General features: G+C 74.6%; 9 protein-coding genes. All 9 read right to left on the bottom strand.

Translation table 11 applies throughout. The features are described 5' to 3' along the window. Positions 1-260: 260 nt before the first annotated feature. Complete coding sequence (locus tag WCD41_RS15355) at positions 261-608, bottom strand: hypothetical protein (protein WP_337714325.1); 348 nt, start codon at positions 606-608, stop codon at positions 261-263. Between the two features lie 291 nt (positions 609-899). Beyond that, entirely contained in the window at positions 900-2,339 is a 1,440-nt protein-coding gene (locus tag WCD41_RS15350) for a carboxypeptidase-like regulatory domain-containing protein (RefSeq protein ID WP_337714324.1), read from the bottom strand. A gap of 50 nt (positions 2,340-2,389) precedes the next feature. Next, positions 2,390-3,004, bottom strand: a complete 615-nt coding sequence (locus WCD41_RS15345; RefSeq protein ID WP_337714323.1) for a TetR/AcrR family transcriptional regulator — start codon at positions 3,002-3,004, stop codon at positions 2,390-2,392. Positions 3,005-3,039: 35 nt separating this feature from the next. Continuing rightward, complete coding sequence (locus WCD41_RS15340; RefSeq protein WP_337714322.1) at positions 3,040-3,657, bottom strand: DUF4190 domain-containing protein; 618 nt, start codon at positions 3,655-3,657, stop codon at positions 3,040-3,042. A 213-nt stretch (positions 3,658-3,870) separates the two neighbouring features. After that, complete coding sequence (locus tag WCD41_RS15335) at positions 3,871-4,257, bottom strand: hypothetical protein (protein ID WP_337714321.1); 387 nt, start codon at positions 4,255-4,257, stop codon at positions 3,871-3,873. A gap of 92 nt (positions 4,258-4,349) precedes the next feature. Then, complete coding sequence (locus tag WCD41_RS15330; protein ID WP_337714320.1) at positions 4,350-6,809, bottom strand: ATP-binding cassette domain-containing protein; 2,460 nt, start codon at positions 6,807-6,809, stop codon at positions 4,350-4,352. 19 nt (positions 6,810-6,828) lie between these two features. Beyond that, positions 6,829-7,362 (bottom strand): hypothetical protein, encoded by a 534-nt coding sequence (locus WCD41_RS15325; protein WP_337714319.1) that lies wholly within the window; start codon positions 7,360-7,362, stop codon positions 6,829-6,831. 159 nt (positions 7,363-7,521) lie between these two features. Continuing rightward, on the bottom strand, positions 7,522-9,495 hold the full coding sequence (locus WCD41_RS15320) for a DUF3558 family protein (protein ID WP_337714318.1): 1,974 nt from the start codon (positions 9,493-9,495) through the stop codon (positions 7,522-7,524). Between the two features lie 40 nt (positions 9,496-9,535). After that, complete coding sequence (locus tag WCD41_RS15315; RefSeq protein ID WP_337714317.1) at positions 9,536-11,545, bottom strand: serine/threonine-protein kinase; 2,010 nt, start codon at positions 11,543-11,545, stop codon at positions 9,536-9,538. Positions 11,546-11,561 lie beyond the last annotated feature (16 nt).

The following is an 11,561-nucleotide window of genomic DNA, read 5'->3' as shown; positions in this document are numbered from 1 at the left end:
CCGAGGGGCTGTCGGCTCAGTCCTAGGCCGGGCATGGCGCTCTACGTCGACGCCGCTGGAGTGCCTCCACAGTGTTGATCTTGAGCGCGTGGGCCCGGGTCCTCAAGGTCGAGTGTGGTGTTCACGGCGGGTCGAGGCTCTCCATGGCCGGCCTCGGGCATCGCGACCTTTCCTGGGGTTGCTTGTTAGTGGATCGAGCATCTTCATCAGGGTGACTATCCGGATACGCCGAGCACTAAGCGGGCAATGGCTAAGCACAATCACTTCTCCGATCCGTCCTCGATGCCAGACGCCTCTGCGTTGTGCTGACCTGCAGTCCAGACCTGTCGGCGGTCGCCGACGTCTGGAACCCCGTTCCCGCGCCAATAAGCAGGCGAGCCGATGCTCTTCATCATCGATACGAATCCGGCGCCAACCGTGCTTACGAGCTCTGCGAGGCTAGCGGGTTCACTTCGGATTGCCGAGATGATGACCGCGACTCCGAATAGTAGGACCGCGAGCAGGAGCGGTGAGGTCAAGACGAGTAAGCTCACATCGGAGATGTTCACGGTCTTCCTCCCGGCGCGCCGAAGAAGCCACGGGTAATGGCTTTCGCGATGGGTGGCCACGGTCGGAGACTCTGAGCAGGAGGTCGATTCGTGACCGAATTTCGTGAGTAGTCGTCGCTAGCACAGGGCGGGCGACGAGCAACTGTTCTTCGTTCGTACCGCATTCCGAGGGTGGCGTCTGCAGCGGGGTGGTCGTGTCGCGCGAAAGGGTTGACAGCGAGCCCGGAACCGACGTCGGCCTGATCGAGAGTCCGCGGGCCAGAGGCCGGCTCGGTTCGTGATCAGCAGGCTTCCGGGCGGGCGAGGGAGATCGACATCGCCCGTGGTGGCCTGGTGATCACCGGGCGGTGATCAGCCGCCCCCGTACGAGGCCGCGGACGGGGGGACCGTGCCGTCGGTGGCCACCGACGTGCGGTGGCGGTGCTGGTCCTCGAGCGCCACGAGGCGGATGTCGCCGAGGTCGGCGCGGGAATCCTGCTCGGGACGACCGCGATGGTCGAGCACCGTCGAGCGCGCGACCGGCTCGTGCCCCGGCGCGGCGGCGATGAGCGTGTACGCGCCGGTCGGCAGGTCGTCGATGCGGAAGCTGCCCTCCGTCGAGGTACTGGTCCGTCCCGTCTGGGACCCGTCGTGGTCGACGAGGGTGACGACGGCGCCGGAGACCGGGCTGCCGTGGTGGTCGTGGACGCGGCCGAGCAGCACGCGCTCCGGTCCCGCACCCGACGCCGCCGCATCCGCGGGGCCGGACACGTCGTCCGCCGGAGCCCGGGTGTGCCAGGCCGCCGCGGCGATGAGCAGGACCGCGGCGAGGAGCCAGCAGCCGATTACCAGCAGGTGCCCGCCCAGGCCCGCGTTGTCGAGGTAGAGGATCGCGCGCACGGAGTCGACGAACGCGGCGCCGAGGTGCCATTCCGAGAGCCAGCCGAAGAACGGCGGGACGATCTCGGCGGGGTAGGCGGAGTTCGACGACGGGATGTTGAGGAAGACGAAGACGAGCATCCCGGGGAACAGGGCCCACTTCCCGAGGAACGCGACGAGTGCGGTGGTCGTGAGTCCGACGGTGAACGACGTCACGGCGCCCAGGGCGATCACCGCGACGATCTGCCCGACGCTGCCCTGCAGGATCTGCAGCCACGCGCCCATGAACAGGTAGAGCACGACCGGCGTGAGCACGGCGACCCCGGCGCTGATCGCGACGCGGGCGCGCATGGGCAGGAAGAACGCCGCGTTGCCGAGGATGTTCGCGGTCATGAAGCCGACGATGCTGACGATCAGCATGAAGAACATGAGGCCGATGCCGTTGCCGTCGCCCGGGGCGAGCGGCGCGATGTCGACGGTCTGGATCGTGTTGCCGGCCTGCGTCGCGAAGGGCTGGAGCGCGGTGGGGACGAGCTGCGTCATCACCCGGCCGTCGGCCCCCGCCACGAGCATCTGCGCCGGCTGCCCGGGCGGTGCCGTCACGTAGGCCGCCTTCACCGTCTGGTTGAAGATCATGTCGGTGGCCTGCTGCGGGGTGTCGACCGGCACGAGCGCGAACTTCCCGGCCAACGCGGGACCGGCGGCCGCGATGAACGACGCGGCGCCCGCTCCGACCACGGCGACCGGCAGGTCGTGCGGCACCGGGAGGTGCAGCGCCGTGATGTAGCAGAGCGGGAACATGATCATGAAGAAGAGCGGGAGCGTGAGCGCGAACCGCACGTTGCTGCGCTTCATCTCCGGCGAGAGCTCGGGCGGGCCCGCCGGCTCCTCCGCATCCGCGTGGTCGTCGCGGGGCAGCGTCGCTTGGCTCATGTCTCCCTGTTCCTGGCGGGTGGTGGTGCGGGTGGTGCGGCCGGGACGCGTCACGCGGGCGGGGCGAGGCCCGCACGGACGAGGGCGACGACGGCGTCCAGGTGGTCGCGGGCGGTGGTTCCCGACGCCTCGGGGTGGTCGAGCCAGAGGCCGACGGCCACGCGCACCGCCGTCATCGCCATCGCGGCGGTGGTGAGGACGTACGGGTCCGTCTCGGTGCGGCGCGTGCGGGCGGCGAGGCCGGCGGCGACGGCGGACTCGGTGGCGCGGGTCGCGGCGTGCATGCGCCCCAGCAGTTCGGGGTGCTCGCGGAGCAGCAGGAGCTGCTGGTGCCAGACGCCCGAGCCCGTCGCGGTGTCGAGGACGTCGGCGAGCACGGCGGCCGCCGCGGCGAGCGGGTCCTCGTCGGCGGGACGGGCGACGACGGCGTCGGTGACGTCGGTCGTGCCCTCGGGGCCGGCGCCGAAGAAGGCGTCGTCCTTGCTGGTGAAGTGGTTGAAGAACGTGCGCGGCGAGACGTCGACCTCGGCGCAGATCGCCTCGACCGTCACCCCGTCGGGGCCGTGCTCCCGGCCCAGCCGTACCGCCGCCTGGCGCAGCGCGGCGCGGGTAGCGGCCTTCTTGCGCTCACGCAGGCCGGGTGCGGGGATGTCGCTCGCCGTCACCGGGTCCTCCCGCCACTCGCAGCGTCGTGGGCGACTCAGACGGAGCCGAGGCCGACCACGAGCACGAAGAGCCAGAAGAGGATCCAGCCGACGATCGGCAGGTAGCCCAGGACGAGGCCGGCGATCGTCATGCCGTGGCCGGTGTTCTGGCCGCTGCTCGTCTCGCGCCAGGCGAGGTGTCCGCAGATCACGGCGGGGATGGAGGTCAGGCCGGCGGTGAAGAAGCCGAGGATGCCGCACACCAGTGAGGCGACCGCGAGTCCCGAGACGGCTGGGCCGGTGGGGTAGGAGCTGTAGGGCGCCGCCGTGTAGGGGCCCTGCGGGTACGGGCTGTACGAGCCGGGCGGGTAGGCGCTGTACGGGTCCTGTCCGTAGCCGCCCTGCCCGTAGCCGCTCTGGTCGTAGGGCTGGGCGTACGGGTTCTGGCCGTAGCCGCTCTGCGCGTAAGGATTTCGTGCGCGGTCGGCGGCGTACGGATCCGAGTACGGCTCGAGCGCGTAGGGGCTCGGCCCGTAGGGGTCCGACGAGTACGGCTCGGAGGTCGCCGGATCCGGTGTCGGTGATGACGTCGGGGTCGATCCGGGCGATGCGAAGGGCGCCGGGGTGTCCTGCCCGTCCCGGCCGTCGCGCTGGGGTTCCCACGGCGAGCTCACGCCCGGATCGTAGAGGCGTGTCCCGTGAAGCGGGGGCACGTGCGACACACCCCGGCCGCGACCAGCACGTTCAACATGATCGACAGGGACGCGGAGCTGCCGAACGTGCCCCTCGCGCCCGGGGTCCCGCGCCGGCGTTCTGGCGAAGGGCGCCCCTCGCCCGTCTATTCGAGCGAAGGTGCCCTTCAGTCAGCTCCGCGAGGTGGCGTGGGCTCAGAGCGCCGGGATGACGACGTCGGCGTAGAGGTCGCCGTCGGTGTCGGCCACCGCGACGGGGCCGTCCTCGCCGTACGGGGCGCCGTCGGTGATCGCGGCGTCGCCGTAGCCGTCGGCGTCGGTGTCGAGGACGACCTCGTCGACGCGGCCGTCGTGGTCGTTGTCGGAGACGGCGTACTCGTCGTACCCGTCGCGGTTCTCGTCCGCCGAGGCCGTCTCGGCGTAGCCGTCGCCGTCGGCGTCGGTGGAGGACGTCTCGTAGTAGCCGTCGTGGTCGCCGTCGAACGAAGTCGTGCTCGGCGTGCCGGCCGGGAAGGCCACCAGGCCGCCGTCGACGCCGTAGACGGTGCCGTCGCTCGAGGTGTAGTCGCCGGAGTCGCTCATCGTGTGCTCCCTTGCCGAGGTCGGTGGCTCGATCGACTCTCTGACGCTGCGGGCGGCCCGGGATGTTCCTGAGAGAACCGTGGCAGCGGGACCTACCGCCGGCGCCCACCCCGGATGGGTTCGACGCGGCGCAGGAGCACGGCGGTGAGCACCGCGAACAGCACGGTCAGGCCGGCGAGGGCGCCGAGGTCGAGCAGCCACGTCGCCGGGTCGTGGTCCCAGAGCGGGTCGTGCTCGCGGTAGGACGTGGGCAGTCCCGGGCCGCTGGGGATGCCGATGGTCGACGCGCCGAGGGCGAACCCCCACCGCGCCGGCACGAGCCACGAGAGCTGCGCCAGCACGGGGCTGCCCTGGATCTGCAGCAGCGCGCTGGACAGGATGAACTGCAGCATCGCGAGCAGCACCAGCAGCGGCATGCCGCGGTCGGCGTTGGTGATCGCGGCGGAGACCGCGAGCCCGAGCGCCATGCTGGCCACGGTGACGCCGACGAGCGCGACCACGATCTCGACGCTGCCGGAGCCCAGCAGCACCGCCTCGTCCGGGCCCGGGCGCCCGATCATGCCGAGGACGCCGAGCAGCACCGCCTGGATGCCCGTGATCACGACGAGCACCGTCAGCTTCGACGCCAGGTACGCGCCGCGGGAGAGCCCGATGGCCCGCTCGCGGCGGTAGATCTCGCGTTCCTTGACGACCTCGCGGATCGCCGCCGCCGACCCCATCAGCGCGGCGCCCACGATGAACACGAGCAGCAGGCTGTTCGGGTTGCCGGGCGTGCCGCGCGCCTGGGCCGCCTGGGAGAGCCCGGTGTCGCCGGGCAGCGCGTGCGTCAGGACGGCGAGCAGCAGCGGCAGGACCGCCATGAAGATCGTGTACTGGCGGTCGGCGAGGACGACGGCGAGGTAGCGCCGGCAGAGCACCGCGAACTGCGTGAGCACCGGTTGCTGGCGGGCCGCCTGCGCCGGGGTGGTGGCGCCCAGCGCATGGCGCCGCTGCGCGTCGGGTGCCCCGACGTAGCGCGCCCACTGCGGCGAGCGCCGGTAGCGGTCGGCCCAGTCGACACCCTTCTCGCGGTCGAGGAGCAGGAAGAGGTCGGCGAAGTCGGTGACGCCGAAGTAGGCGAGGGCTTCCTGGGGCGGTCCGAAGTAGGCGACGGTCCCGCCCGGCGCCAGGAGCAGGAGGCGGTCGCAGACGTCGAGGTTGGCGACGTTGTGGGTCACCACCACCACCGTCCGGCCGTCGTCGGCCAGCCCTCGCAGCGTGCGCATGACCGACTTGTCGAGCCCGGGGTCGAGGCCGGAGGTGGGTTCGTCGAGGAAGAGGAGCGACGGGCGGGTGAGCAGCTCCAGCGCGACGGAGGTGCGCTTGCGTTGGCCGCCGGACAGGGAGTCGATGCGCTGGTCGGCCTGGCCGGACAGGCCCAGCTCGGTGATGACCTGCTCGATGCGGTGGTCGCGGTCGGCGGCCGACACGTCGGTGGGGAAGCGCAGCTGCGCCGCGTACGCGAGAGCCCGCCGGACGGTGAGCTGCGGGTGCAGGATGTCGTCCTGGGGCACCAGCCCGATGCGCTGGCGCAGCTCGTCGTACTCCGCGTACAGGTCGCGTCCCGCGTACTCGACGACGCCCTCGTCGGCCGGCCGGAACCCCGTCAGCGCCCGCAGCAGCGTCGACTTCCCCGCACCCGAGGGCCCGACGACGGCGAGCAGGCTCCGGCTGCCGAGCGAGAACCCCACGCCGTGCAGCAGCGTCTTGTCACCCTCCCGCACGACGAGACCATCGGCGCGGAAACCGATGTCGCCGGTGTCGACGTGCTCCACCAACCGGTCACCCTCGAGGTGGAACAACGCGTGCCCGATCCCGACCACCGAGGTCGGGCTGACGGGCGCACGACGCGCCCGGGCGCCGTCGACGAAGGTCCCGTTCGGGCTGCCGAGGTCGACGATGTCCCAGCCCCCGTCGGGGCGGCGCACGAGCTCGGCGTGGTGGCGCGAGACGAGCAGATCGCTGACGACGACGTCGTTGTCGTCCGCGCGTCCGATCCGCACGCGCGGTGTCACCGGGGAGGGACCGCTGCGGGGCAGGTCGGCGGTGGTGGCCAGGCGGTGCACCGCCGAGAGCCGGCCCTGGGCGGACGAGCGCTCGGCGGCGGGCACGGTGACGGTGGAGCGCTCGGGGGCCGGCGACGGCGTCGGCACGGGGGGCGCCGGCGGCCGCGCCGGGATCACCGCGACGTGCACCTCGGGGCCGGCGGCGACGTCACCGAGCCGGACGACGACCGGCCCCGTCACCGTGATCTCCCGGAACGGACGGCCGCCGGCGAAGGAGCCGTTGCGGCTGCGGTCGACGATCTGCCAGCCCGCCGGCGTGGAACGGATCAGCAGGTGCTCGCGAGAGACGCGGGGGCCGAGCACCTGCAGGTCGGACGACTCGTCCCGCCCGACGACGAGGCTCTCGCCCGGCCGCAGCGTGCGGTGCCGGCCGCCGGCGCGGAGCTCGAGCGACGGGGCGCTCACCGGCCCGGGGAGGGCACCCGCGCGCGCCGGGTCGTAGGCCATGCGCGCAAGGTAGCCGGGATCAGGGCAGCAGCACGAAGGCCATGCGGCCCTGCGCGTCGACGCCGACGCGGGTGCCGCCCGCGGAGTAGCGGTAGATGCCCGAGCGGCGCTGCGGCGGCTCCCGCAGTGCGGCGAGGAGCTGCTCGCGGTTGGCGGGCTGGGCGAGCAGCGGGGCGACCTCCGACCACGGCGCCGCGTCGAACGCGGCCGACGGGCGGTAGCGCTGCTCGACGGCCGGGAGGTCGCCGGCACCGAGGGCGGTGTAGAGGCCCTGGACGCCCGTGGCGACGGCGGCGGGCAGCGCGCGCCCGGCGGTGTCGGCGGCGGCCGGGGTGCCGGCCGGGACGGGGGCGGGCGCCGGGGCGGGCGCCGCACTCGGCGGCGCGGCGGCGACCGGCGCGGGCGCGGTCTCGGTGCTGCTCGTCGGCGCCGTCGGCGCGGTGACGAGGGTGAGGACGGACAGGGCCGCCGCCACGACGATCGCCACGCCGAGGGCCGCGCTCGCGATCCACGGGCCACGGCCGGCGCCCGCGGACGCGGCCGGTGCGCTCACCGCCATGACGCCGTGACCTGCTCGGCGATCCCGGTGCTGCTCATGTGGCCTCCTCGAACGGTCCCGGCCGCAGTATCGGGACGATCACCCACTGGTGTTACCGCTGGTCGGGCAGTCTGCGTCACACGGTCGAGTTCGTACACCCCGCCGGCGACCCGGTCACGGCGCCGGCAGGCGAGGCACCGAGGCCGCGGCGAGGCGGGTCGCCTCGGCGCAGGGATCGCCACCGGACCGCGCGCCGACCACCGTGACCTCGAGCAGCTCCACCCGCCCGCTGCCGCCGGACACCTCGTAGGCGCGCTGGACGACGGCGGCGTCGCACGACCCCGGACGCGGTGTGACGGCAGCGGGCCGCCCCGCGACGTCGGTGGTCGCGGTGAGGGTGCGGCGGCGTTCGACGCCCACGTCGACGACGGTGCCGCCGGGGCCGCCGGGGCTGTTGCCCCACCGGCAGGACCAGCCGCCGACGCCCGGGATCACGCGGGAGGCGTCGAGGCCGGGCACGCCCGTCAGGTCCGCGGGGGACAGCACGGCGCAGGTGTCGACCGTCGTGAGCGCGGAGGGTGGGTCGACGTCCGTGCGGCGGGGCAGCGGGGTGCCGCGCCCGAGGGCGCGGACCGTGGAGCCGGTGGCGGCGTCCGCGGTGGCGCACGGGTCGGCCGCGGAGCCCTGGGGGAGCAGCGCGTCGATCGCGACCTGGACGCCCTCGGTGGTCACGACCGTGCGGGTGCACGCCCCCGGCAGCGGCGCGGGACGTCGCACCAGCAGGGCGCCGACCCGCTCCTCCGGCGCCGCGGTGACGTCGGTGGCGACGGGCTCGAGGGTCGCGACGACCGCGACGTCGCCGCCCGGCGCCGGCACGTCCACCGTGCAGGCGGCGGGGCTGCCGAGGTCGGGGACGACCCGCGCGGCGGGGGCCAGGGCGGCCGGGTCGACGAGGCCGCAGGGCTCCACGGTGCGCGGGTCCCCGATCACGGTGGGCACGACCCGGTCGCCGGGCTCGCCCGGCGGGCCGCTGCGAGGCAGGAGCGCCACCCCGGCGACGACGGCGACGAGCAGCACCGCCGCCGCGACGGCGACGGCCACCACCGCTCGGCGGCGCCGTGGGGTGCCGTCGTCCGCCGCCGGAGCTGCCGGAGCTGCCGGAGGCGGCGGGGGGACCGGCGGCCGGGGCGGACCGGCCGGTCGCGGTGCGACGGGTCCGGGTGCGCCGCGCGGGTGGGACGGTCCGGGCCGGCCGGGAGCTCCGGGAGCTCCGGGAGCTCCGGGAGCTCCGGGTGGGGCGGGCGGTGCCGGGAGCACGCCCACGCGCGCCGTCGCCCGGTCCGAGGTATCCGGTGGGGGCACGCCACCGGCGTCCGGGCGGGTCGTGGGACGGGTCGGCCCCTCGGCCGACGCTCCCGGCGCTCCCGGTGCCCTGGTCGCGATCACGTCGGTGACGCGGATGCCCCCGTCGCCCGGAGCGTCCAGCGCCCGCAGATCGCGCAGGAGCGTGGCGCCGAGCTCCCCGGGCGCCGACGACCGGTCGTCCGCCACGCGCCGGAGCACCGTGACGAGGTCGGTGGCGAGATCGCTGGTGTCGCCCTCCACCGGGACCCCGGCGAGCATCCCGGCGAGCGCACGCACGTCGTCGTCCTCGGCGCCGGGACGGTCGGTCGGGCGCCGTCCCGAGGGCGCGCCGAGCAGCGTCGCGGCATCCCCCGGTCCGAGGAGCACGACGGCCGGGCGGACGCCGCCGTGCACGAGCCGCGCCGCATGGGCGGCCGCGAGCGCCTCACCGAGGACCAGGGCGACCGTGAGCAGCCGGTCCGCCGGCAGGACCCCGGCGTCGCCCAGCCCCCGCGACCCGCGGGGCGCCTCGTGCACCAGCCACAGCGCACGGTCCCGACCCGCCGCGACGTCGCGGACCGGGGCGAGCCCGGGACGGGGATGCGCCGCGGCGCGCCGGATGTCGCGGGCGACGCGCGCCAACGCGCCGGGACCGTCGTCGGGCGGGAGCGCCACGGCGACCAGGTGATCGTCCCCGCCGCCGTCCCACTCGTCGTGCGCCGCCCGCACCGCTTCCGTCAGGGGCGTGCCGAGGCGGTAGTGGCCACCCGAGAGCAGGTCACCGGCATCTCCCGGCGTGTTCACCGCTCGATCACGTCGTGTCGCCGGACCGGTCCCGGGGCGGTCAGCCGCCGAAGGTGGTCTTGGCGCGGAACTGCACCCGCTGGAACACGGCGTTCGACTGGTCCAGCGTGGTGGTGCGGATCTCCCAGCTGTAGTTCAGCCCCGAGTAGATGCCCGTGGAGTAGACGGTGCCGTTGCGCTCCGCGGTGTACAGCGGGCCCTGCTCGACGCCGCCGGCGCGCCACACGTCGAAGTTCTCGATGCGCGGCCCGAGGTTGGCGGTGTCCTGGTACCAGGACTGCGCACCGGACGCGTCGGGCCAGCGGGCGAAGATCACCCGGGCGCCGGGGGCGGCGCTGGAGAAGTCGCAGATGTAGGCCTCGGTCGGGTTGACCCCGGTGCTGGTGGTCAGCTGGTCGTTCGACGTGGACGGCCGGCACGTGGACCCCGTGACGTCCGGGAACACCTGGGCCATCGTCGCCTGCCCGGCGGGCGCGGAGGTGCCGTTGCCACCCGGCGTGGTGCCCCCGGTCCCGCTGCCGCCGGTGCCGCTGCCGCCGGTACCGCCGTTGACGGGCGGCTGCGCGCCGGTGGTGGTGATCGGGCCCGGGGTCGGCGAGCTGTTCTGGTTGAGCACGACGACCGCGCCGACCACCACGAGCAGCAGCACGGCCGCGACGCCCGCGATGATCCCGATCAGCTTGCCCTTGCCGCTCTTCGGGGGCTGCGGCGGCTGGCCGTACCAGCCCTGCGGCCCGCTCGCGCCCGGAGGCGGCGGGTACTGCCCGGTGCCGCCGTAGCCGGGAGGGCCGTAGCCCGGGTGCGGCGCGGTGCCGGGGTAGCCGGGCTGCCCGTAGCCCTGGGTGCCGCCGGGCTGGGTCGGTCCCCACGCGGCGGGTGCGGGCTGCGGTCCGGAGCCCTGGGGCCCGGAGCTCTGGGGGCCGGACTGCGGCGTGCCGAACGGTGACGGCCCCTGCGGGCCCGACGGCCCCTGGGCCGGGGTCCACGGCTGGGCCTGCGGCCCCGAGGTCTGCCGCGGACCGGGGACCTGCGTCGGGGTGGCGCCCTGCGGGCCGGACCCGCCGGCGCCCGCCATCCCCGCAGCGCCCGCAGCGCCCGCACCGACGACGCCGGCGGCAGCGGAGCGGGTCGTCGCGTCCTCGGGACCCGTCACCGGCGGCGTGGCGACGGTGGCGGCGTCGCCACCGACCGCGGTGATGGCCGCGTCGGCGAAGTCGCCCGCCGTGGCGTAGCGCTGCGCCGGGTCCTTCGCCATCGCCCGCGCCAGCACCGCGTCGAGCGCGGGCGGCGAGCCGGGGGCGACCTCGGAGAGGCGCGGCGGGGTCTCGTTGAGGTGGTCGTACATGAGGCCCGGGCCCTCGGAGACGAAGGGCGGGCGCCCGGCGACCGCCTCGAAGAGCAGGCAGCCCAGCGCGTAGACGTCGACGCGCCGGTCCATCTCGCGGCCCACGAACAGCTCGGGGGCCATGTAGGCGAGCGTGCCGATCGCGGAGCCGGTGCCGGTGAGCGAGCTCTTCGTGTCGCCGCCCATCGCGCGGACGATGCCGAAGTCGACGAGGTAGACGAAGTCGCGGCCGCGGTGCGCGGTGATGAGGACGTTGGACGGCTTGACGTCGCGGTGGATCAGCCCGTCGTCGTGGGCGGCGTCCAGCGCGTCGGCGGTCTGGCGGACGATCTCGACGGCGCGCCGCGGGTCGAGGCGGCCGTGCCGCTCGATCTCCTCGGCGAGGTCGACGCCCGAGACCAGGCGCATGTCGATGTAGAGGCGGCCGTCGATGGTGCCGAAGTCGTGGATCGGGATGACGTGCGGCGACGACAGGCGCGCGGCCGTGCGCGACTCGCGGCGGAAGCGCTCCTGGTAGTCGCCGTCGTCGGCGAGGCCGCCGTGCAGCCGCTTGACCGCCACGGTGCGCTGCCGGGAGGTGTCGAAGGCGCGGAACACCTCGCCCATCCCGCCGCGGCCGATCCGTTCCTCGAGGCGGTAGGGACCGAACGTCTCCGCGGGCTCGCCCGACGACGGCGGCGTCTGGCCCGGGGCCTCGGTGCTCATGCGGCGCTCTCCTGGA

The sequence above is a fragment of the Actinomycetospora aeridis genome (assembly GCF_037400275.1).
Classification (GTDB): domain Bacteria; phylum Actinomycetota; class Actinomycetes; order Mycobacteriales; family Pseudonocardiaceae; genus Actinomycetospora; species Actinomycetospora aeridis.
The sequence above is the reverse complement of the archived record's forward strand: the minus strand, read 5'-3'. Positions and strand labels throughout refer to the sequence as shown.

What these genes read in the sequence shown, in the direction of transcription:
- WCD41_RS15315 (WP_337714317.1), bottom strand. Translation starts at nt 11,545, where the DNA reads ATGAGCACCGAGGCCCCGGGCCAGACGCCGCCGTCGTCGGGCGAGCCC.
- WCD41_RS15335 (WP_337714321.1), bottom strand. Translation starts at nt 4,257, where the DNA reads ATGAGCGACTCCGGCGACTACACCTCGAGCGACGGCACCGTCTACGGC.
- WCD41_RS15330 (WP_337714320.1), bottom strand. Translation starts at nt 6,809, where the DNA reads ATGGCCTACGACCCGGCGCGCGCGGGTGCCCTCCCCGGGCCGGTGAGC.
- WCD41_RS15350 (WP_337714324.1), bottom strand. Translation starts at nt 2,339, where the DNA reads ATGAGCCAAGCGACGCTGCCCCGCGACGACCACGCGGATGCGGAGGAG.